This is a genomic window from Phocaeicola sp. HCN-40430 (assembly GCF_037890285.1).
Lineage (GTDB): Bacteria > Bacteroidota > Bacteroidia > Bacteroidales > Bacteroidaceae > Phocaeicola > Phocaeicola acetigenes.
On sequence record NZ_JBBKBS010000001.1, the window covers coordinates 1 to 22,577 of the forward strand.

A 22,577-nucleotide genomic window follows, 5' to 3' on the forward strand; every position below is an offset into this window, starting at 1 on the left:
ATAAAGTTTATTGAAATAGCGATAAAGTATTTTACAAAAAGAGTCCGGATTTTATTCGGACTCTTTTTGTATATATAATGTTTTCGTAAGTTGTGCTATTCACTGTTGCGATATTCTAACGGACTCATTCCGACATACCGTTTGAAGTATTTTCCAAAGAAGGACATATTGGCAAAATTTAAAGAATCGGATATTTCCTGTATTGACAGCTTGGTAGATTTCAACTGTGATTTGGCATCCATAATTACCATTCTTGAGATAATTTCCATGCATGTATTTCCTGTAACTTGTTTCACTGTAGTGCAGAGATGAGCGTGGGTAATGTTCAACTTTTCTGCATACCAAGATACGTTGCGAACCTGATTGTAGTTTTGCATTACTAATTGCGTAAAACTTTTGCAGAGCTGTTCGCTTTTGGAAATATTACTGGTAGCTTCTTCCGGTTTGTTACGGTATATTGTCGCTATTCCAGTATGGATGTTGTTATAAAGGTGAGGAGTAATCAGTTTGCGGGTTGTTTCGTTGAAGAACTCGTATAATTTGATTAAAAAGCAGAAATAATCTTCTAATAATTGGGCACCCTTTGGCTTGAGAGATATGACAGGACGTCCTAAGGTAATATATAATGTATCTAAGGCTGAGCGTGTAAGTGCCGCCTGGTTAATGTACTGCGAAGAAAATCCTCCGAAATAGATTTTCAGATTACCTTCTACTTTATGAACCTGGAAGATACTTCCAGGCATGATAGTGACAAAATCGTTTGCTTGTACTTTTATCCGATTAAGGTTGATAGAGGCTTCGATTTCCCCATCCATACAAAGTACAAATATTTCCGATTTTAACCGACATGGAAAGTTGGTATATAAACTTAGTAATTCCTTACTGATTCCTGTTCCAATAATCCATTCTTCTGGTAATTCTATTTTGGGCAGCTCCTTTTCCATTTTATTTTCTCTTTTTGCAAAGATAAAATTTTCTGAAATATTGACTAGAATTATTTCTTTTTGAATAGTGGATAAGCTATATAAATTAATGATTTATATAATAAATTCTCATTGTAAGGTAAAAAATGGAACAAAAATAAGATAAATAGACCTTGTGAGTATTGTGAAATGTGGGTTACTTTGCAACTGATTTTAAGAAACAATACCGAGTGTATCTGTTTTTATTAATAACTGTTTAGAAAATAATAAGGATGAAAAAGAATTTGTTTTATTACATGCTTGCTGTATTGTGTACAGTGATATTGTTTACTTCTTGTAGTGAAGATAATGGTGGAGATACTCCTAATCCAGTGAATCCTTTGGTGGGAACTTATGGACTGGCTGATTATACTACAGAAGATTTTGTTGTAACTGAAGGAAAGAATCCAATTAAAAATTTCCCGATATCAGGTCCTTTGTACGCAGAATGGGAAGCCAATGATGCTTTTACAGTAGTGGCTTCAGGAATGTTCCGTATGATGGGAGCTGCTCTTCTTCCTCAGGTTTTAAATACTGTGGAATTAAAGGAGGATGGAAATATCATAGCCTCTTATGTGGATAAGCCGACTTTAAAGGGCACTGATCAGTTAATGGATTGGGCAATGGGAGGAATGTTGATGCAGACTTTTCCGAAAGAATCAGAAATTACTTCTTTAGCGGCTGTATCTGGCTTTACTACATCACCGGAAGGATTGGCGACTTGGAGTGAAAGTAACGGAAAACTCTTGGTGAAGTTGAATATAGCTAATATCTTAGGCGCAGCGCTTGGAGGACAGGATGTAAGCGGCTTGGAAGAAATTATCAATCAGGTATTGATGTCTGAACCTTCTGTTTTGAAGGAGATGTTGAAGAGTATGTTTCAGATTGATTTGACTAATGTATCAGATGCAACAATCAAACAGTTGCAGGGATGGGCTTTGAATGGTATTCCGATGAACAAGAAAGAAGAAGCCGGAAAGGTCTATTTATACTTAGATAAGTCGGCATTGGATTCTATGATGACTCTTCGTGAAACTGGAGAGGTGGATGATTGGGGAACACCTGTAATGAAAAATGATTTGATGTATGTATGGGATGCATTGGTAGCTGCTAATTTAATTCCTGAGGAAGCGAAGACTGCTAGTGCATTGTTGCAACTTATTTCAGGTTATTGGAGTAAAACTGAAACCTTCAATATTGGTTTGGATTTGATAAAGAAATAATGAACTTCTTATGTTAAAAAATAAAGCGATACTGATATTCAGTATCGCTTTATTTTTTAACATAAGGGGCATAAGCTGTCCGTATTGAGTAATAAGATAAAGTCTTACTATATTATTTTTCAAGTTATGAAGGAGATAAATTGGATGATGTTCCTGATAGTAAACTTTGGATAGATAAAGTATATCAGAAATAAAGAATTTTGCTATAAAAAAGGAGGCCTGCCTCATTCATTGCCAGTACTTTCAAGTGAGTACTGGAGTTTTTTCTTGAAAGGAGTAGAATTTTTCCCAATGATGAGTTCACTACTTACAAGTAAGGACTGGTGAGAATACTTGTAAGCTGAGGCTCTATTGTTATTTGCATTGGCTTTGTTTTTCTTACAAAGTGTTTTCTGTGTCTTACGGAATTATTATTTCAGATAGATGGAGTAGGGAGAAAGAAATGAAAAAGCCTTCATGCTTTTCTCCTTTCTGCTGTATTGATAATTTGCAGGAAAAAAGTGTGAAGGCTTGATGGACACCTATTAGAATTCGTAGCCAAATCCTAAGTTAAGGTAGATGGGATACATTGCAAATGAAATAGTATTGAAGTCTTTTTTAAACATATCATTCAGTCCCCATGTCAGGTCGGCATGTACAGTAAGATGTCTGTATGCATTCCAGCTTCCTCCAACTTGGAGCCCCCATTGAAATTTTCTCAATTCATTGGAAAAATCGTATGTAGCTGTATTTTCTCCTTGAAAGTCGATGCGTGTTCCGGTCGCATCAGGAGTACGTAAATGACCTTCGTATACATTACCGGAGAATTCTCCATCCATCATATAAGAGAAATAGGGACCTGCAGATAGTTTCCAACGTTTGCTTATTTGATATCTGGCTAATATCGGAAAAGTAAGTAATGACATTTTCACTTTGGTATTTACTCCACCGGTCCATAAACCTTCTACCTTGCCACCTACTTCATTGAAAATAGCCATGCCATAGTTTTTTACAGTAGCATCGGTTGTCATATCTTTTTTGTCTAAACGGAATCCTATGCTGACCCCCCATTTCTTTTGGACATCAATCCACTTGGTGGCGCTTCCCTCCAATGTGATTGCCAATCCGGGGGAATAACTGTCAAGACTTCTGATTTCTTGTGGAAGAGGAAGTGGAGAAGTCCCTCCGATATTAACTCCGGCTTTGAATTCATAATCTAATCCATGCAGAGAAGACCAAAGCAGCCCTTTGTGTTCTGAATCTGTCGACTGGGCATAGGCCGACTGTATTCCTGCTGCTATAAAGGCAGTCAGAATGAAAAGATATTTTGTTATTTTCATTTTGCTTATTTTTTAGTTTTCTTCTTCACATTCTATTTTTACTTCATCAATTTGCAACTGGCTTCCTACTGCTCCTTCAAAGTAAGCTCCACGTATGCTGGAGGAAAATACTACAGCGAGTTTGTATTTGCCGTTTTTCAATCCGTCTTCATCGATAGTTTTACCGTTCTGAGGTTCGAAAGGAAGATTGAATGGGGTCCATTGGTCTGTTTCTATGGTTTTTTCTATACGTGCCAGTGCTACGATGTGTTGTGCTTTTTCGTTACCGGGGGTAAACAAGTCTCCGTCTAAAGAAAAATCACTCGTAGGGGCTTCGTATAATACTGCATATATATCACCGGTATCAGTTTTTCCACTAACAACTTGTCCGGCTTTATCCGTAAATACATCTCCTGCTTTATATTTGTAATATCCGGTCATACGAATAGGTTTGCGGGTGAAGGTAAATCCGAACTGGGTTGCTTGTAAAGGGGCAATAACTGCACTGGTTGCATCGAATGATCCCACAAAGAGGTTTCCGGCAGCTATAGGCATTTTGGTCATGCTTCCAAAAGAACCTGTGCTTCGTGTGGTAAGAGTGATGCATTTTCCTTCTTTGCCTCCACTGGTCTGTACTGTAGGATAATCTTCTGCACTTTTAGCCATACCGCATAACTTGTATCCTGGATTACCACTGGCCCACTGCATAATTCCGTTGATGTCTGTAATATAGAGAATGTGGTAAGGATTGATTTCACGTAAGTTTTCAAAAGAATATTCTAATGGCAACTTGATTTTATACATGTTTAATGTATAGGTAGAATGATTGTTACCATCTTCTGAGGTGACGGTAAAATTACGCTGGGTTTGCGTACTGAAATCATAATAGGGAGGATTGTCTCCGGCTTCTTTTTTATCAGGAACGATACTTGCTCCTTCGGGAAGTTCGAAGTTTAACTCCTGAGCCGCAGTGTTGGCTCCGTCGAATACGTAAATGTCTATTTCCCGACTTATTTCATTGATATTTAGCAATTGAATATTGGCTCCACTACATCCGTCTATTGCTGCTTCTACATTCAGAGCTTCGTCTTGAATGCACGAGGTGCTGGCTATAACGAGCAGTATACTTGTAAATACATGCGTTGGTTTCATCTTTTATCTGATTAAAAATTAGAATTTTATGACTTGCAAAGATAGATAAAAGACTTTAATAAACAGCTTTGTGATAAGTAAATTTAGCCTTGTATAATATTTGGTAAGGGTGTGAATAAATATACTATCCTATTGTATGATAGCATATATTGGTACTTTTTCTTCTCGGGTATGGAAAGAAGAAAACCCTTTGTTCTTCTCTTTGTATAAGAGAAAGAAACAAAGGGTTTGTGTAAAATTGTATGGATGTAGTGTTTTATACAATACCTTGAGCCATCATTGCTTTGGCTACTTTCATGAAGCCGGCTACATTGGCACCTTTTACGTAGTTAATATAACCGTCTGGTTCTGTACCATATTGTACACAAGCTTCGTGAATATTTTTCATGATGCTTTTCAGTTTTTCATCTACTTCCTCCTGACTCCAGCTCAGTTTGATAGAGTTCTGGGTCATTTCCAGACCAGAAACTGATACACCACCTGCATTGGCAGCTTTACCTGGTGCGTAGAGAATCTTGGCTTCCTGGAATACACGGATAGCTTCCGGAGTAGAAGGCATGTTTGCTCCTTCAGATACAGCAAATACTCCGTTTGCGATAAGTGCTTTTGCATCGTCGCCGTTGATTTCGTTCTGGGTAGCAGAAGGAAGAGCAATGTCTGCTTTTTCATTCCATGGGCGAGCACCTGCTACGTATTTGCAGCCATATTTCTCTGCATATTCACGGATACGTCCGCGGTACAAGTTCTTCAATTCCATGATATAATCCAATTTCTCACGGTCGATACCGTCTGGATCGTAAATATAGCCGTCTGAATCTGACATTGTGACTACTTTAGCTCCAAGTTGAATTAATTTTTCAACAGTGTATTGAGCTACGTTACCTGAGCCTGAAACCAGACAAGTCTTACCTGCAATGTCAATATTACGTGTTTTCAACATTTCCAACAGGAAGTAGATGTTACCGTAACCAGTTGCTTCCGGACGGATAAGTGAACCACCAAATTCACGACCTTTACCTGTCAATACACCTGTGAATTCGTGTGCCAGTTTTTTGTACATACCAAACATGAATCCAACTTCACGTCCACCTACACCGATATCACCTGCCGGTACGTCTGTTTCAGGACCGATGTGACGCCAAAGTTCCAACATGAATGCCTGACAGAAACGCATTACTTCAGCGTTAGATTTGCCGCGCGGAGAGAAATCTGAACCACCTTTACCTCCACCCATCGGAAGAGTGGTCAGGGAGTTTTTGAATGTTTGCTCGAAAGCAAGGAATTTTAAGATACCTAAGTTTACTGAGCTATGGAAACGGATACCACCTTTGTAGGGGCCGATAGCATTGTTATGTTGTACACGATAACCCATGTTAGTCTGGATATTACCTTTATCATCCATCCATGTTACACGGAATTGGTATACTCGATCTGGAATGCAAAGACGTTCAATCAGGTTTACTTTGTCGAATTCCGGGTGTTTGTTGTACTCTTCTTCAATCGTGCTTAAAACTTCTTCTACTGCCTGATGATACTCAGGTTCGTTAGGGAATCTTCTTTTTAAATCTTCCAATACTTTAGCTGCATTCATAATTCTATTTGTATTATCTGTTAATAGAGCTTTTTACCGCTGACAAAATTATGTATAAAATTTGTTTTGTGCAACATTTTATAAACAAAAACAAAGAAAGAGTATCAAAAAATACAAAATGTAAGCTTTGTTATGTTGAAATGCTTATTTATTCCTTGCTTTTATTGACTTGGTGATGGGTATAAATACTAATGCTCCTGAGATAAGGATGGCTACAATGAGTGGCCCGTCTATACGAGGTGCGGATGTTAATACTAAAAAACAAAGTAAGGCCCAAAAGAGGGTAAGAATGATGCATTGTGTGTGGGTTAGTGGTTTTCTCATGGTGTATGGTTCGGATAAAAATAAAAAAGGATGAAGAACTAATGTGTAAAATTCTTCATCCTTTATTTGTGGGTTGATTATTTCTCAGTACATTTCATTTTCTTTGCTACTATCGCATCAATACAAGCAATGGCTGTGATGTTAACGATATCGCGTACTGAACTTTCAATGTCAGTAAAATGAATTGGTTTGTTCAGTCCCATCTGGATGGGGCCAATAACTTCTGTTTCACTCATATTTTGTATGAGCTGGTAAGTGGCATTGGCCGAACTTAGATTTGGGAATACCAGAGTGTTGACTTCTTTTCCTTTAAGGCGGGTAAACGGATATTTCTCATCGCGTAACGCATTATCAAGAGCAAATTTTACCTGCATTTCTCCATCGATGGCAAGCTCGGGGAATTCCTTGTGCATGGTAGCTATGGCTTCATGTACTTTGGCTGGACTTCCTTCTGTATCTGAACCGAAATTGGAATACGATAGCATTGCAATTACAGGTTCCTGGTTGAAGAAGCGTACTGCTTTTGTAGCCAGTTTTGCAATATCGACCAATGTTTCTGTATCGGGATGGCGATTGATTAGTGTATCTGCAATGAAATAGGTACCTTTCTTTGAGTTAAGGATATGCATTGTTCCAAAATGGTTGTAACCGGGTTGGATACCGATTACTTCCTTGGCTACTTTGATGGTATTCGAATATTTTGTATAAAGTCCGGTTACAAAAGCATCGGCATCTCCTGTTTCTACCATCATCATACCAAAGTAGTTACGTTCGAACATCTTATCGTTGGCTTCCTGGAAGTTGGCACCTTCGCGCGCACGTTTTTCACATAAAATGTGTGCATAGCGTTCGCGGCGTTCAGCTTCTCGGTCGTGGCGAAGATTAACGATTTCTATGCCTTCCAGACTGAGATCGAGTTCTTTAGCCAGTTTTTCGATACGTTCTTCATTTCCTAATATAATAGGATGACATAATCCTTCAGACTTGGCTTCAACGGCTGCCTTTAGCATGTTTGGGTGGCCGCCTTCAGCGAATACCACACGTTGTGGGCAACGACGGGCTGTATCGTATAACTGACGGGTCAGTTTGTTTTCTTGTCCCATCAGTTCGCGCAGGTGGTTCTTGTATTCTTCCCAGTCGGTGATTTGCTTGCGTGCAACTCCCGATTCCATGGCTGCTTTTGCTACAGCCATAGATACTTCTGTAATAAGGCGTGGGTCAACCGGTTTTGGAATGAAATATTCGGGACCGAATGTCAGGTTGTTTACATGATAAGCTTCGTTCACTACATCGGGAACCGGTTTCTTGGCTAAAGAGGCTATAGCATGTACGGCTGCCAGTTTCATTTCTTCGTTGATGGCAGTGGCACGTGTATCAAGAGCTCCTCGGAAAATATAAGGGAAGCCGATAACGTTGTTTATCTGGTTGGGATAATCGGAACGTCCGGTAGACATTAATACGTCTGGGCGTGATGCCATTGCATCTTCGTATGAAATTTCCGGAGTTGGATTTGCCAGAGCAAATACAATCGGATGGCTTGCCATGCTACGTACCATATCCTGACTGAGTACATTGCCTTTTGACAATCCTAAGAATACATCAGCCCCTTTGATTGCCTCTTCCAATGTATGTATATCGGTGCGGTCGGTTGCAAAAAACTTCTTTTGCTCATTCAAGTCTGTACGGGTTTTGGAAATTACTCCCTTGCTGTCGAGCATGACAATGTTTTCCAGACGTGCTCCTAAAGCAATGTAGAGTTTTGTACAAGATACAGCAGAGGCTCCTGCACCGTTGACTACAATTTTAACATCTTCAATTTTTTTGCCGGCAACTTCCAATGCATTGAGCAATCCGGCACTTGAGATAATTGCAGTACCGTGCTGGTCATCGTGCATAACAGGAATGTCTAATTCTTCTTTTAAGCGCTGTTCGATTTTAAAGCACTCAGGGGCTTTGATATCTTCCAGGTTGATACCGCCAAATGTGGGAGCTATTGCCTTTACAGCTTCGATAAATTTGTCAGGGTCTTTTTCATTTACTTCAATATCAAACACGTCGATACCTGCATAAATCTTGAAAAGCAAACCTTTTCCCTCCATGACAGGCTTACCACTCATCGCACCAATATCTCCGAGTCCTAAAACGGCTGTTCCATTGGATATTACGGCTACTAGGTTTCCTTTAGCTGTATAATCATATGCTGTTTTAGGATCTTTTTGGATTTCCAGACAAGGTTCTGCTACTCCGGGAGAGTAGGCTAATGATAAATCTCTTTGTGTTTGATAAGGTTTGGTTGGAATAACCTCAATTTTTCCTGGCTTACCTTGAGAATGATATAATAAGGCAGCCTCTTTTGTTATCTTAGTCATATTTCTATTGGTTTTGTTTATATTCGTATTATGTGTCGTACAAATGTAGGAATAAAATAACAAATGGAAGATTATTTTATTTAAAAAACCATAAACTGTTTATTCTTCTTCAAGGTTTTTGTCGGTACAATCGGTCAATTAATAGGATAAATTTGCCTATCTGTAAGGATAACCGAACATTATGGTTATTGTTAGTTAAAACAGGGAGTTAAGGAGTAATTTTTTTTTCTATCTTTGCAAAGGTAAAAACTAAGTAGCGTTGAAAAGTTTTCAATACTAAGGGATGTTTTTGGGAAATAGTGAATGAAATATTAATTATTTTTTAAAATGAATATGAGAGTGGAAAAAAACAGAAGTTTTTCTTCAAGCCGAATAGCCATGGTGGCATTAGGTATGTTTTTGCTGACTGCTTGTGGTGGTCAAGGCGGAATGAAATTAGGTGACGATGAGTTTGCTGTAGAGACAGTTTCGTTTACTTCAAGTGAACAGACTACACAGTATCCTGCAACAATTAAGGGTTTGCAAGATATTGAAATTCGTCCACAGGTATCTGGATTTATTGTAAAGTTGTGTGTGGATGAAGGTGCAACTGTACGTAAAGGACAGGCTTTGTTTGAAATTGATCCTACTCAGTATAAAGCTGCTTATGATCAGGCTAAAGCTGGAGTGGAATCAGCTGAAGCAAACCTGAAAACTGTAGCAGAAACTGAAGTAAATAAGAAAATGCTTCATGAACAGAAAATCATCAGTGATTTTGAATATCAAACAGCTGTGAATAATTTACTTACAGCAAAAGCAAATGCAGCGCAGGCTAAAGCTGCTTATGCTGCAGCAAAGCAAAATTTAGGATTTTGTACAGTGACAAGTCCTTCTGATGGAGTGATTGGTACTTTCCCTTATCGTGTAGGTGCCTTAGTGAGTCCTTCGGTTGCCGAACCTCTGACAACAGTTTCTCAGATTGGTGATATGTATGTGTATTTCTCTATGACAGAAAAACAGTTGCTGGACTTGACACGTGCGGGTGGTACACTGAAGGAACAATTGGACAAAATGCCTGCTGTACAGTTACAGTTGGCTGATGGAACTCTTTATGCAGATAGTGGAAAGATTGATGCTGTAAGTGGAGTGATCGATCAGACAACGGGTTCGGTAAGTATGCGTGCTATTTTCCCGAATAAGCAGAATATTTTACGTAGTGGAGGTATGGCTAATGTTGTTTTCCCATATGCAATGGAAAATGTAATATTGATACCTCAGACTGCTACTCAGGAAATTCAGGATAAGAAGTTTGTATATGTAGTTCAGGCTGATAGTACATTGAAGCATACAGAAGTGAAGATCTCCAATCTGAATGATGGCAAAAATTATATAGTAACAGGTGGTTTGAATGCAGGCGATAAAATAGTAGTGGAAGGTGTACAGAACTTACAGGATGGACAAAAGATAGTTCCCATTACTGTAGCTCAAAAAGAAGCAAAATATCAGCAGGCATTGAAAGACCAGCGCGATGGTAATTTTGCTACCGCTTTTAAATAATCGGAAGAATTTAAAACAATATCGTTTATATAATATATAAGGTATAAAATGAAACTAGATAAATTTATTAATCGTCCGGTACTATCAACGGTAATCTCTATCTTGATGGTGATTCTGGGTGTAATCGGTTTGGTTACTCTGCCTGTTACACAGTATCCGGATATTGCGCCTCCTACTGTATCGGTACGAGCTACTTATACCGGAGCCAATGCACAAACTGTGTTGAACTCAGTCATTGCACCGTTGGAAGACCAAATCAATGGTGTGGAAAACATGATGTATATTCAGTCTACAGCTTCCAATAGTGGTTCTGCAGATATTAATATTTATTTTAATCAGGGTACCGATCCGGATATGGCTGCGGTCAATGTTCAGAACCGTGTGTCTATGGCACAAGGATTATTGCCGGCTGAAGTAACAAAAGTAGGTGTAACTACTCAAAAGCGTCAGAACTCTATGTTGTTGATTTTCTCTATTTATGATGCAGAAGACAAATATAACATTGAGTTCTTGGAAAACTATGCCAATATTAACTTGATTCCGGAAATCAAACGTGTGAAGGGTGTGGGTGATGCCAATGTGATGGGACAGGACTATTCTATGCGTATCTGGTTGAAGCCGGATATTATGGCACAGTATAAGTTGAATCCTATTGATGTGTCTAATGCTTTAGCAGAGCAGAATATTGAAGCTGCTCCCGGACAATTTGGTGAACGTGGTAAGCAAACTTATCAGTATACAATTCGTTATAAAGGACGTTTGCAGCAGATTGAAGAATTTGAAGATATCGTAATCAAAGCGTTGCCCAATGGACAGATTCTTCGCTTGGGAGAAATTGCTAATATTGAATTAGGTCGTCTTGCTTATACTTTTAACAATACAGTAAACGGACACAAGTCTGTAACTTGTATTGTATACCAGATGGCTGGAACAAATGCTACTCAGACAATTTCAGAGTTGGAAGCAACCTTGGCTAAAGCTCAAGAGTCATTGCCTGCTGGTTTGAAAATCAATATTGCACAGAATGCCAACGACTTCCTGTTTGCATCTATCCATGAAGTTATTAAGACTTTGATAGAAGCATTTATCTTGGTGTTTATCGTTGTATATGTTTTCTTGCAGGATTTCCGTTCTACGTTGATTCCGGCAATTGCTATTCCGGTAGCATTGATTGCAACTTTCTTTGTATTGAAGTTAATAGGATTTAGTATTAACTTGTTGACCTTGTCTGCGATGGTGCTTGCTATTGCGATTGTGGTCGATGATGCGATTGTGGTCGTCGAGGGTGTACATGCCAAATTGGATCAGGGCTATAAGTCAGCTCGTGAAGCATCTATTGACGCTATGAGTGAACTGGGTGGTGCCATTGTTTCTATTACTTTGGTCATGATGTCTGTGTTCGTTCCGGTAAGTTTCATGGGTGGTACGGCTGGTACATTCTATCGTCAGTTTGGTTTGACCATGGCAATTGCCATCGGTTTCTCTGCATTGAACGCTTTGACTCTTTCACCGGCATTGTGTGCTATCTTCTTGAAACCTCATACAAGCGAACATGGCAATAAGAAAAAAATGTCTTTAATTGACCGTTTCCATGTTTCCTTTAATACAGCTTATGATTCTTTGCTGAAGAAATATAAGAAGCGTGTTGTATTCTTTATTCATAAGAAATGGTTGTCTTTGGGATTGGTAGGAGCTTCTATTGTATTGTTAGTATTCTTTATGAATACAACTCCTACTGGTATGGTGCCGAATGAAGATACCGGTACTATCATGGGAGCTGTAACCTTGCCTCCTGGTACTTCACAGGAACGAGCAATGGAAGTATTAGCTAAAGTGGATAGTCTGGTTGCTGCCGATCCGGCTGTTGAATCACGTACAGTAATTTCCGGCTTTGGTTTTATCGGCGGTCAGGGACCTTCTTATGGTTCTGTCATCATTAAACTGAAAGACTGGGAAGAACGTTCAACGATGCAAAATTCCGATATGGTAGTTGCAACACTCTTTATGCGTGCTCAGAAGGTAATCAAGGATGCACAGGTATTGTTCTTTGCACCTCCTATGATTCCGGGTTACTCTATGTCAAGTGATATTGAGTTGAACATGCAAGATAAGACTGGTGGTGATTTGAATCATTTCTTTGATGTTGTGAAAGATTACATCGCTGCTTTGGAAAAACGTCCGGAAATTAGTCGTGCACAGACTACCTTTAATCCAAACTTCCCACAGTATCAGATGGATATTGATGCGGCTGCTTGTAAGAAAGCCGGTATTAGTCCGAGTGATATTTTAACTACCATGCAGGGATATTACGGTGGTTTATATGCATCCAATTTTAACCGTTTTGGTAAAATGTATCGTGTAATGATTCAAGCTGAACCGGATGCTACGAAGAACCTGGAGTCTTTGAATGGAGTGAAAGTACGTGCCAATAATGGAGAAATGGCTCCGATAACTCAGTTCGTTTCGATGAAGAAAGTATATGGTCCTGATGTGATTAACCGATTTAACTTGTATACTTCTATTAAGGTGATGGTAGCTCCTGCTTCTGGATATACTTCTGGTCAGGCTCTTCAGGCAATTTCAGAAGTTGCAAAGGAAAATCTTCCTACAGGATTTGGTTATGAATTAGGTGGTATGGCCCGTGAAGAGGCACAGACAAGTGGAAGTTCTACCGGTATTATTTTCGTACTGTGTTTTGTCTTTGTTTACTTGTTGCTGAGTGCACAGTATGAAAGTTACATCTTGCCGTTGTCTGTATTGCTTTCTGTTCCTTTCGGTTTGATGGGTAGCTTTGTATTTGTAAATGGATTTGCGGCTTTAGGAAGTATTCCTGCATTGAAGATGATTCTTGGATCCATGTCAAACGACATTTATATGCAGATTGCCTTGATTATGTTGATGGGTCTGTTGGCTAAGAATGCTATTTTGATTGTAGAGTTTGCTCTTGATCGTCGTAAACAAGGTATGAGTATTTCTTGGGCTGCCGTTTTGGGAGCTGCTGCTCGTTTGCGACCGATTTTGATGACTTCTTTGGCGATGATTGTCGGTTTGATTCCGTTGATGTTGGCGATGGGTGTAGGTGCTCATGGTAACCGTACTTTGGGAGCTTCTACTATCGGTGGTATGTTGATTGGTATGATATTACAGATATTCATTGTTCCAGTGCTGTTTGTAATATTCCAGTGGTTACAAGAAAAAGTGAAACCGATGGAATGGGATAGTTTGGATGAAAGTGAAGTACAATCTGAAATTGAACAGTACTCTTTAAAAAATACGAAGAAATAATGAAAAAACAAATTATAGGAATGATGTGTGCAACTGCTATGATGAGCAGTTGCCACATTTACAAAGCATATGACCGTCCGGAATCAATTGATGCTTCGGGTATTTACCGTGATCCGGTATCGGCAGTGGATACATTGGCTGCTGATACCATGAATATGGGAAATTTACCTTGGCAGGAAGTCTTCCGTGATGCGAAATTGCAGAGCTTGATAGAAGAAGGATTGGCTAATAATGTAGATATGCAGGCCGCTATCTTGCGAGTGGAAGAAGCGAAAGTTATGTTGACTTCAGCTCGTCTTTCTTATCTTCCTTCTATTAATTTAGCTCCACAAGGAACTTTAAGTAGTTTTGATGGCTCAAAAACCTCAAAGACTTATCAGTTGCCGGTAGCTGCAAGCTGGGAAATTGATTTGTTCGGTAAGTTATTAAATGCCAATCGTAATCAAAAAGCAGCTTATTTGCAGAGTAAATATGCACAGCAGGCTGTTCGTTCTCAGCTGATTTGTGGTATTGCCAATATTTATTATTCTTTGTTGATGTTAGATCGTCAGGTAGAAATTACTACAGAAACATCTGCTATTTACAAGGAAAATATACGTGTAATGGAAGCTATGAAAATTGCCGGTATGACAACTGAAGCTGCTGTTGCACAGATGCGTGCTGCCAGTCATCAGGTAGAAGCTTCTCTGATGGACTTGAAACGTCAGGTACGTGAAACAGAAAACTCTTTAGCTGTATTATTGGCTAAGGCTCCTCAAACTATTGAGAGAAGCACGTTGGATGAACAGGTGATGCCGGAAGAGTTGACAGCTGGTGTTCCTTTGCAGTTGTTGGAAAATCGTCCTGATGTGAAAGTGGCAGAGATGACATTGGCAAGTGCTTATTATACAACCAATCAGGCTCGTGCTGCATTCTATCCAAGTTTGAAGATTACAGGTACTGCAGGTTGGACCAACAGTGCCGGAGCAATGATTGTGAATCCGGGAAAAGTATTGCTGACTGCTATCGGTTCTCTTACTCAGCCTATCTTTAACAATGGAAAGCTGATTGCTAACCTGAAAGTTTCTAAAGCTGAAGAAAAGATTGCCCAGATGAATTATCAACAGGCTATCCTGAAAGCCGGACAGGAAGTAAGCGATGCATTATTCTTGTATGAAACTCAAAATAAAAAATTACAGGAGGATAAAGGACAGGTAGAACAATTGGACAAAGCTGTAACTTATACCAAAGCCTTGTTCCAAAGTGGAGATGCTACCTATTTGGAAATCCTGACAGCGCAGCAAAGTTTGCTTAGTGCACAGCTGAGCGAAGTTGCTGACAATTTCCAGCGTATGCAGGCTGTCATCAATCTGTATAGTGCTTTGGGAGGCGGAAGAGAATAGTTTAACCTTTAAATAAAATAACTATGATTAGTCCTTTAGCTTATGTTGACCCGTCTGCAAAGATTGGAAACAACGTGACTGTCCATCCTTTTGCCTACATTGACAAAAATGTAGAAATTGGAGATGACAATGTGATTATGCCTTATGCGAGTTTGATGAGCGGTACTCGTATGGGTAATGGAAATACCGTATATCAGGGAGCTGTAATCGCTGCAACTCCTCAGGATTTTGATTATTCGGGTGAAGAGACCATTGCCCGTATTGGAAACAATAACGTAATACGAGAAAACGCTGTAATTATCCGTGGTACTCATGTGGAACACGAAAGTTCTATTGGTGATAATAATTTTATTATGACTGGAGCACGTTTGTCACATGATGTTGAAGTGGGAAGCAAATGTATCATCGGTAATGGTTCGCAGGTGTCGGGAAATTGTAAGATATTTGATAATGCAATTCTGACTTCAAATGTCTTGATGCAAGGTAAAACCCGATTAGGTAGTTTCTCTATTGTACAAGGTGGATGTCGTTTTATAAAGGATATACCTCCTTTCATCGTAGCAGCGCACGAACCGATTGCGTTTTATAGTATAAATACTGTAGTGTTGGAGCATTTTGGATTTTCGGAAACTCTGATAAAGCATATTGCTCAGGCTTACCGTATTTTGTATAAGGCCAATACATCACAGCATGATGCTTTACTACGAATAAGAGAACAAATTCCAAATAGTCCGGAAATAGAACAGATTATTGAATTTGTAGAAACATCTAAATTAGGAATCATTCATTAAGTATGAGTAATAATATAAAGAGAACTAAAAACGATAAAGAAGTTTTGCGAAAGCAGATTGTGGATGCTGCTTCCCGTGCTTTTACCAAGTCGGGAATCAGAAGTGTGCGTATGGATGATATTGCTTTTTCGCTCTCTATGTCTAAACGTACTCTTTATGAATTGTTTCATGATAAAGAACAACTGTTGATGGAAGTCATTAGGATGCATCGGCAGGAAATGAATGAATACATTATAGAGATTGCTTCCAAGGCTGATAATGCTTTGGAAGTAATCTTTGCTTTTTATCGGAGAAAATCGAAAGAACTGTACGATTTGAATCCTCAGTTTCTTCGCGACCTTCGGAAATACCCCAAAGTATTGGAGTTCATAAAAGAAGAACAACGTTCTTCCGATGCAGCGGCATTAAACCATTTCAAAGAAGGGGTGAAACAGGGAATCTTTCGGGAAGACATTAATTTTGAGATTATCAATCAGGCCATGTCTATGCAGTTGGACTTGATTATTCATTCCGACTTGTCGGAAAACTATCCGTTGTCTGATATTTATAGAGAAATTACTTTTTTGCACATGCGCGGCATTACAACAGAAAAAGGAAGAAAGATGGTAGATGCTTTCTTGTGCGATGTGAGAGAAAAGTAATGAAAAATAAAACTATCTTTGCACTTGTTTTTTAGAAACATGTGCATGAAGAATAAGATATCATTTACATTCCTATTTACTTTATTAGTCGTTGTCGGACTGTTGGCTTTGCATTATTTGCCTTCTGTTAAGGTGAATGATAAACCATTGCGTAAAGTCGACTTGTTGAGTGATTTACGTCCGGATATTATAGAAGCAGCCGATTCGGATACCGTACTTCTTCCTCCTATAGTAAAGCCTGTATTTGTTGATACCTGCAAGACTGGAATTACCTGCATTGAAGATTATTCAGACTCTACTATGCGTGGGATGAGTCATTTTTATGAGGTCTTGACGAATCGTTCTACATTAAATCGTCCGGTTCGTATTGCTTATTTTGGGGATTCGTTTATCGAAGCAGATATATTGACGGGAGATTTGCGTGCAATGCTTCAAAACAAGTTTGGAGGTTGTGGGGTAGGTTATGTATCCGTAACCTCTAAAATTGCAGGTTTCCGTCCTACAGTACTTCATTCTTTTGATGGATGGGAAAGCCATTCTGTTACCGACTCTACTTTTTTCGATGATGCACGTCAAGGTTTGTCCAACCAGTATTTTATAGCCGGGCAGGGTGCATCTGTTACTTTGAAAGGACAGCGTAAATATGCTTCCCGACTTGATTCCTGCAGTGTTTCCACTTTTTATTTCCATACTTCCGATTCGCTGATTCTTTCCGCAAGTATCAATGGAGGTGCTCCTGTCTCTTATCATTTCTCAGGTGCCGAAAGTATGCAGGCGGCTACAGTAGAGGGGAACATCCGGAATATTTGCTGGAAAGTAGAGAAGGTGGATTCTGTAGCTACTTTCTATGGAGTGACAATGGATGGAGAAGAAGGAATAACATTGGATAACTTCAGTACTCGTGGTAGCGGAGGACAACAGTTAGGACAAATACCAATGGCTACTTTGAAAGCTTACAACCGTTTGCGCACGTACGATTTGATTGTGCTGCAATATGGTTTGAATGTAGCTTTTCAGGAAGGGAAAGACTATTCTTATTATAAAGCTCCAATGGCAAAAGTGGTAAACCGTCTGAAAGAAGCTTTTCCAGAAGCTTCTATTCTGATTGTGGGAATAGGAGACAGAGAATATAAGGACGAAAATGGAGAACTTCGTACCATGCCGGGAGTGAAAAATCTGATTCGTTATCAACAGGCTTTAGCGGCGGAAACTCATGTGGCTTTCTGGAATTTATTTCAAGCTATGGGAGGTGAAGGAAGTATGGTGGAAATGGTAAACAGCAAGCCTTCTATGGCAAATTACGATTATACACATATCAACTTTAGAGGTGGTAAACACATTGCCGGTCTTTTGTTTGAAGCTTTGATGTATGGTAAGGAACAACATGAGAAACGGAAGGCGTATGAAGCAGAATAAATACAGGCTGATTGCGTGGTGTGTATGTGTATGGATGGTTATAAGCGGATATGCACAAGACCCTTTGCCTCGAAAGGCTAAAGCCGATACACATTCTACTCCGGTATATGCCAGTAAAGAAATAAAGCAATTGCTGAAGCTGTTGACCGTAGAATCTCCTATGCCTGATAGTTTCAAAGGTGTACAAGAAAATGAGATATTCGATCCAACTTCTTCTTTAGCTCCTTTTTGGGACAAATTGTGTAAGCTGGAAAAGCCGGTACGTATTGTACATATAGGCGATTCACATGTGCGTGGACACGTATTCCCTTATATTGTTCGCAGTTATTTGGAAGAAGATTTTGGAAGAAGTGCAGTAGAGCCTATTCCCTTAACTTATCAGACATCCGGAATTGCAAAAGAAACGGGTAGCGTAGGAGTAGTATATCATGTAATAGGAGTGAATGGAGCTACTTGTGGTACTTATGCTACCGAAGAGCGTATGCGTGAGGTAACTTCTCTTCAGCCCGATCTGGTGATTCTTTCTTTTGGAACAAATGAGGCACATGGCAGACGGTATGCACAGACATTGCATACAGTGGAAATGAAGCATTTGATTGATAAAATCAAGTCGGAATGTCCGAATGTGACTTTTCTGCTGACTACTCCTCCGGGAGCTTATGTGCGCAACGGACGAAGAGGACGTGTCATAAACCCTCGTACTTCTTTAGTGGTCGATACTCAGCTAAAATTTGCGGAAGAGAATCAATTGGCAGTATGGGATATGTATCATGTGGCAGGAGGAAGTCAATATGCCTGCCGAAATTGGAATGCGGCTCATCTGTTCCAGCGTGACAAAATTCATTTTACACGCGAAGGATATATTTTACAAGGATTATTATTACACGAAGCATTGATAAAAGAATATAATAAATATGTGGGAAATAGACTGGAGTAAACTGACCGATATATTGACGTACGATCCTAAGCAGCCGATGATATTCAGCAGTGGACTGTTTTTGTTCTTGTTTTTAGGATTCAGTCTGGTGTATATGCTGTTGCAGCGGAAAACTACTGCACGGCTGTTGTTTGTATCGTTGTTCTCGTATTACTTTTACTATAAAAGTAGTGGTGTCTACTTTTTCTTGCTGGGTATTGTCACGGTGAGCGATTTTCTGCTGGCTCGTCAGATTGCCCGTACGGAGATGTTGTGGATGCGTAAAATGCTGGTTGTAGTCAGCTTGGTCATCAATTTGGGATTGCTGTGCTATTTTAAATATACCAACTTCTTTTACGAAATGCTGGCTCCCTTATGGAATGGTACATTCGAGCCATTGGATATTTTCCTGCCGGTGGGTATTTCGTTCTTTACTTTCCAGTCGTTGAGTTATACACTCGATGTGTATCGTCGAGACTTGAAGCCGCTTGACAATCTGTTGGATTATGTGTTCTACGTATCTTTCTTCCCGCAGCTGGTTGCCGGTCCTATTGTACGTGCCCGCGATTTCATTCCTCAAATCCGTCAGCCCCTGTTTGTGTCGAATGAGATGTTCGGGCAGGGTGTGTTTTTCATCATAAGCGGTCTGTTTAAGAAAGCAGTTATATCCGATTACATCAGCATTAATTTTGTAGAGAGAATCTTCGATAACCCCGGGCTTTATTCCGGCATAGAGAATCTGTTTGGGGTATATGGATATGCCCTTCAGATTTATTGCGACTTTTCCGGTTATAGTGATATGGCTATAGGTCTTGCTTTGTTATTGGGCTTCCGCTTTCCTGTCAACTTTAATTCTCCTTACAAGTCGGACAGTGTGACCGAATTCTGGCACCGTTGGCATATCTCGTTGTCTACCTGGTTGCGCGATTATCTTTATATTTCGCTGGGAGGAAACCGGAAAGGAAAACTGCGTACTTATATTAATCTGATATTGACTATGCTTTTGGGAGGACTCTGGCATGGAGCTTCCTGGAACTTCATCGTATGGGGAGGACTTCATGGCGTGGCTTTGGCAATACATAAATTCCTGCGTAGTTTGTTGAAACGTCCTAAACATTACCAGAGTACCGGAATAAAGAAATTCTTTGCAGTCGTACTGACTTTTCATTTTGTATGCTTCTGCTGGATATTCTTCCGTAATACAACATTTGAAGCCTCTATGACTATGATCCGGCAGATTGTTACTGCTTTCCATCCGGAGTTGTTGGGACAATTGCTTACCGGTTATTGGGAGGTCTTTGCCTTCATGCTTATCGGGTATCTGTTGCACTGGTGTCCGGACAGTTGGCAGAATTACTTCTGCCGTGGTGTAGTGCGTCTGCCACTTGTAGCACAAGCCTTGATTTTAATAGGACTTGTTTATATCGTAATTCAGGTAAAAAGCAGCGATATCCAGCCGTTTATTTATTTCCAGTTCTAACAGATAAAGAAAAATAGCAGCAAAAGAGGTATGAAAGAGGCATACATCTTTTGCTGCATATCAAAGTCAGGCTTTCAGTACCACCCGGTCGCCGGCTCGTTGTGCCATCAGACTTTGGGTCTGGTGCAATTCCTTATAACGTTGCATAATTTCGTTACAGCGTTGCGGGTCATTGGCTATTTCCGGTTTGCTTAGTGCCTGCAGCGTATGTTTCATTTCTTCGGTAACGATAGCTAACTTGAAATCCAGCAGCAAGCGAGGAACAAGTTCGTACAGACGTTCTTCGTCAGTCACAATTTTCTGTCCCTTGGAGTGATATTTACTAAGCTGATAGCGGTCGCTTGCCATTTCTACTGCCAGTTTGCTTATTTCCGGATCGGGAGAAGCAATGAAGTAGCGTTCTGCTATAAAATTTTCGTCATGTATATGCGTTTCAGCTTCTTTCAAAACTCTTCGGTGCAGGGCATCGTGAAACTGCAGTTCATCTTCTGCCAGTCCGGAAGAGATGCATTCGGTTACTGTAAAAGGAAGCTGCTCTCCATCTTCATTTTCGATATAACACATCACTTTCTCGCCGTACCGAATCAGTACGCGCATCAGTTCCTGTTCTTTCTCGTAGAATATTTTTTGTTCGTTGCCTGTAACAGGGATATAAGACTGATAACTGTCTTCCGGAGGAACTATATCTACTGGGAAAGGTGGTTGTAGCTGTTCCGGTTCTGCCGATGAAACCTCGGGAATCAGTTCGGGCAGTGGAGCCGTTTCCGGATATACCTGTGGCGTCTGTTCCTCCTTATTGGTACTGGGGGGAGGAGTTGGAGCAGCAGTAGTCTGCTGTTGGGCACGATATTGTTTTCTCTGTTCTTCCTTGAATTTAGCCTCCCTTGCCTGTTCAGTCAGCTTGGCAGTAGCTTCTACCAATATCTTTTCCTCCATCTGAAGCAGCTGGCTGCATTCGCGGATATAAACAGAGCGGACAATAGCGTCGGGAATCACCGATATACTCTTTACGATACTTGAAATCAGTGAGGCACGCTTGATAGGGTCTTTTCCCGCTTCTTCCATCAGAAGATTGGTCTTGAAGCGGATAAAGTCCACCTCATGTCCGTTGATGTAAGCCTGATAGTCGGTTGCATTATGTTTCCGTGCAAAACTATCGGGGTCATCACCGTCAGGGAGCAGACATACCTTGATGTTCATTCCTTCCTCCAGCAACATGTCGATTCCTCGGAGACTGGCTTTGATACCTGCTCCGTCACCATCGTACAGCATCGTGATGTTGTTTGTAAAACGGTGAATCAGGCGGATTTGCTCGGAAGTAAGAGCTGTACCCGATGAGGCTACCACATTTTCTATTCCACTCTGGTGCATGGAAATAACATCGGTATACCCCTCAACCAGGAAGCAACGGTCTTGTCGCACGATAGCCTGTTTGGCAAAATAGATGCCATACAGTTCCCGGCTTTTGTGGTAGATTTCAGATTCGGGAGAATTGACGTACTTCATCTGTACGTTCTTGGTAGCAGCACTAAGTACACGTCCTCCAAAAGCTACGACCTTTCCGGAAAGTGTATGTACGGGGAAGATGACACGTCCCCAGAAACGGTCCCTCAAACTTCCGTCGTCTTTACGGTAGCACAGACCGGTCTTTACCAGATAGTCTTCCTTAAATCCTTTTTGTATGGCAGCCTTGGCCAGTGCATCGTGGCTTTCTGTACTGAATCCCAACTGGAATTTCTTGATGATATCGTCACGAAAGCCACGTCCTCTCAGATAAGTCATACCGATGCGCTGGCCGTCGATATCGTTGTACAGGATGTTCTGGAAATATTCCGATGCGAACTGGTTGACAACAAACAGACTTTCCCGAAGGCTTTGTGCCTGTTTTTCTTCTGTAGTCAGTTCGCGCTCCTTTATTTCAATGTTGTATTTCTTTGCCAGCCATTTCAGTGCTTCATAGTACGAGAGCTGTTCGTGCTCCATAATGAAGTGTACTACGTTTCCTCCTTTTCCACAGCTGAAACACTTGCACAACCCTTTGCTGGGTGAAACACTGAATGATGGGGTTTTTTCGTTATGAAACGGGCATAAACCGATATAGTTCACTCCTCTGCGTCGGAGGGTGACAAATTCGGATACTACGTCTACAATTTGCGCAGCATCGAGTATTCGGTCTATGGTAGCTTGGTCAATCATATTAAGAGGCGAAAA

The 22,577-nt window shown here is 40.3% G+C and carries 16 protein-coding genes; 9 read left to right on the plus strand and 7 right to left on the minus strand.

Translation table 11 applies throughout. The features are described 5' to 3' along the window. Window positions 1-95: 95 nt before the first annotated feature. A complete protein-coding gene (locus WKU26_RS00005; RefSeq protein WP_269876776.1) occupies window positions 96-944 on the minus strand; it encodes a helix-turn-helix domain-containing protein in 849 nt (282 codons plus the stop codon). Window positions 945-1,195: 251 nt separating this feature from the next. Here WKU26_RS00005 and WKU26_RS00010 point away from each other — a divergent pair, with 251 nt between their 5' ends. After that, window positions 1,196-2,185, plus strand: coding sequence for a DUF4925 domain-containing protein (locus tag WKU26_RS00010; RefSeq protein WP_340320383.1), 990 nt, complete (start codon window positions 1,196-1,198; stop codon window positions 2,183-2,185). A gap of 524 nt (window positions 2,186-2,709) precedes the next feature. On the opposite strand, the gene WKU26_RS00015 is transcribed toward WKU26_RS00010, so the two are convergent. The 5 genes from WKU26_RS00015 to WKU26_RS00035 form a co-directional block, all read right to left on the minus strand. Continuing rightward, a complete protein-coding gene (locus WKU26_RS00015; RefSeq protein ID WP_340320385.1) occupies window positions 2,710-3,504 on the minus strand; it encodes a porin family protein in 795 nt (264 codons plus the stop codon). Between the two features lie 12 nt (window positions 3,505-3,516). Further along, complete coding sequence (locus WKU26_RS00020) at window positions 3,517-4,635, minus strand: PCMD domain-containing protein (protein ID WP_340320386.1); 1,119 nt, start codon at window positions 4,633-4,635, stop codon at window positions 3,517-3,519. A gap of 256 nt (window positions 4,636-4,891) precedes the next feature. Then, the gene (locus tag WKU26_RS00025; protein ID WP_178266285.1) at window positions 4,892-6,226 is read right to left on the minus strand and encodes an NADP-specific glutamate dehydrogenase; all 1,335 of its coding nucleotides are present in this window, start codon (window positions 6,224-6,226) and stop codon (window positions 4,892-4,894) included. A gap of 144 nt (window positions 6,227-6,370) precedes the next feature. Further along, a complete protein-coding gene (locus WKU26_RS00030; RefSeq protein WP_338158283.1) occupies window positions 6,371-6,550 on the minus strand; it encodes a hypothetical protein in 180 nt (59 codons plus the stop codon). A 77-nt stretch (window positions 6,551-6,627) separates the two neighbouring features. Next, window positions 6,628-8,919 (minus strand): NADP-dependent malic enzyme, encoded by a 2,292-nt coding sequence (locus WKU26_RS00035; protein ID WP_340320389.1) that lies wholly within the window; start codon window positions 8,917-8,919, stop codon window positions 6,628-6,630. 327 nt (window positions 8,920-9,246) lie between these two features. Here WKU26_RS00035 and WKU26_RS00040 point away from each other — a divergent pair, with 327 nt between their 5' ends. Genes WKU26_RS00040 through WKU26_RS00075 form a run of 8 tightly spaced genes read left to right on the plus strand, consistent with a single transcriptional unit; the run spans window position 9,247 to window position 20,366 of the window. Then, a complete protein-coding gene (locus tag WKU26_RS00040) occupies window positions 9,247-10,455 on the plus strand; it encodes an efflux RND transporter periplasmic adaptor subunit (RefSeq protein WP_340320391.1) in 1,209 nt (402 codons plus the stop codon). A gap of 48 nt (window positions 10,456-10,503) precedes the next feature. Next, entirely contained in the window at window positions 10,504-13,740 is a 3,237-nt protein-coding gene (locus WKU26_RS00045; RefSeq protein ID WP_340320392.1) for an efflux RND transporter permease subunit, read from the plus strand. Beyond that, window positions 13,740-15,122 (plus strand): efflux transporter outer membrane subunit, encoded by a 1,383-nt coding sequence (locus WKU26_RS00050; protein WP_340320393.1) that lies wholly within the window; start codon window positions 13,740-13,742, stop codon window positions 15,120-15,122. The genes WKU26_RS00045 and WKU26_RS00050 overlap by 1 nt, the downstream gene beginning before the upstream one ends. A gap of 23 nt (window positions 15,123-15,145) precedes the next feature. After that, window positions 15,146-15,913, plus strand: a complete 768-nt coding sequence (lpxA, locus tag WKU26_RS00055; RefSeq protein WP_340320394.1) for an acyl-ACP--UDP-N-acetylglucosamine O-acyltransferase — start codon at window positions 15,146-15,148, stop codon at window positions 15,911-15,913. Window positions 15,914-15,915: 2 nt separating this feature from the next. Continuing rightward, complete coding sequence (locus tag WKU26_RS00060) at window positions 15,916-16,554, plus strand: TetR/AcrR family transcriptional regulator (protein ID WP_340320396.1); 639 nt, start codon at window positions 15,916-15,918, stop codon at window positions 16,552-16,554. A 45-nt stretch (window positions 16,555-16,599) separates the two neighbouring features. After that, window positions 16,600-17,970: an SGNH/GDSL hydrolase family protein gene (locus tag WKU26_RS00065; protein ID WP_340320398.1), complete on the plus strand. Its 1,371-nt coding sequence runs from the start codon at window positions 16,600-16,602 to the stop codon at window positions 17,968-17,970. After that, window positions 17,957-18,907 carry a GDSL-type esterase/lipase family protein gene (locus tag WKU26_RS00070; RefSeq protein WP_340320400.1) on the plus strand — a complete coding sequence of 317 codons (951 nt, stop codon included), beginning with the start codon at window positions 17,957-17,959 and terminating at the stop codon, window positions 18,905-18,907. Before WKU26_RS00065 ends, WKU26_RS00070 begins: the two co-directional genes overlap by 14 nt. After that, window positions 18,885-20,366, plus strand: coding sequence for an MBOAT family O-acyltransferase (locus WKU26_RS00075; RefSeq protein WP_340320402.1), 1,482 nt, complete (start codon window positions 18,885-18,887; stop codon window positions 20,364-20,366). The genes WKU26_RS00070 and WKU26_RS00075 overlap by 23 nt, the downstream gene beginning before the upstream one ends. Before the next feature lie 66 nt (window positions 20,367-20,432). On the opposite strand, the gene dnaG is transcribed toward WKU26_RS00075, so the two are convergent. Further along, window positions 20,433-22,562 carry a DNA primase gene (gene dnaG, locus WKU26_RS00080; RefSeq protein WP_340320404.1) on the minus strand — a complete coding sequence of 710 codons (2,130 nt, stop codon included), beginning with the start codon at window positions 22,560-22,562 and terminating at the stop codon, window positions 20,433-20,435. Window positions 22,563-22,577 lie beyond the last annotated feature (15 nt).

Bases quoted from the DNA above. Each gene is read 5' to 3' on its own strand.
- WKU26_RS00010 (WP_340320383.1), top strand. From the start codon at position 1,196: ATGAAAAAGAATTTGTTTTATTACATGCTTGCTGTATTGTGTACAGTG.
- WKU26_RS00070 (WP_340320400.1), top strand. From the start codon at position 17,957: ATGAAGCAGAATAAATACAGGCTGATTGCGTGGTGTGTATGTGTATGG.
- WKU26_RS00015 (WP_340320385.1), bottom strand. From the start codon at position 3,504: ATGAAAATAACAAAATATCTTTTCATTCTGACTGCCTTTATAGCAGCA.
- lpxA (WP_340320394.1), top strand. From the start codon at position 15,146: ATGATTAGTCCTTTAGCTTATGTTGACCCGTCTGCAAAGATTGGAAAC.
- WKU26_RS00020 (WP_340320386.1), bottom strand. From the start codon at position 4,635: ATGAAACCAACGCATGTATTTACAAGTATACTGCTCGTTATAGCCAGC.
- WKU26_RS00045 (WP_340320392.1), top strand. From the start codon at position 10,504: ATGAAACTAGATAAATTTATTAATCGTCCGGTACTATCAACGGTAATC.
- WKU26_RS00040 (WP_340320391.1), top strand. From the start codon at position 9,247: ATGAATATGAGAGTGGAAAAAAACAGAAGTTTTTCTTCAAGCCGAATA.
- dnaG (WP_340320404.1), bottom strand. From the start codon at position 22,562: ATGATTGACCAAGCTACCATAGACCGAATACTCGATGCTGCGCAAATT.
- WKU26_RS00035 (WP_340320389.1), bottom strand. From the start codon at position 8,919: ATGACTAAGATAACAAAAGAGGCTGCCTTATTATATCATTCTCAAGGT.
- WKU26_RS00060 (WP_340320396.1), top strand. From the start codon at position 15,916: ATGAGTAATAATATAAAGAGAACTAAAAACGATAAAGAAGTTTTGCGA.
- WKU26_RS00065 (WP_340320398.1), top strand. From the start codon at position 16,600: ATGAAGAATAAGATATCATTTACATTCCTATTTACTTTATTAGTCGTT.
- WKU26_RS00075 (WP_340320402.1), top strand. From the start codon at position 18,885: ATGTGGGAAATAGACTGGAGTAAACTGACCGATATATTGACGTACGAT.
- WKU26_RS00050 (WP_340320393.1), top strand. From the start codon at position 13,740: ATGAAAAAACAAATTATAGGAATGATGTGTGCAACTGCTATGATGAGC.
- WKU26_RS00025 (WP_178266285.1), bottom strand. From the start codon at position 6,226: ATGAATGCAGCTAAAGTATTGGAAGATTTAAAAAGAAGATTCCCTAAC.
- WKU26_RS00005 (WP_269876776.1), bottom strand. From the start codon at position 944: ATGGAAAAGGAGCTGCCCAAAATAGAATTACCAGAAGAATGGATTATT.
- WKU26_RS00030 (WP_338158283.1), bottom strand. From the start codon at position 6,550: ATGAGAAAACCACTAACCCACACACAATGCATCATTCTTACCCTCTTT.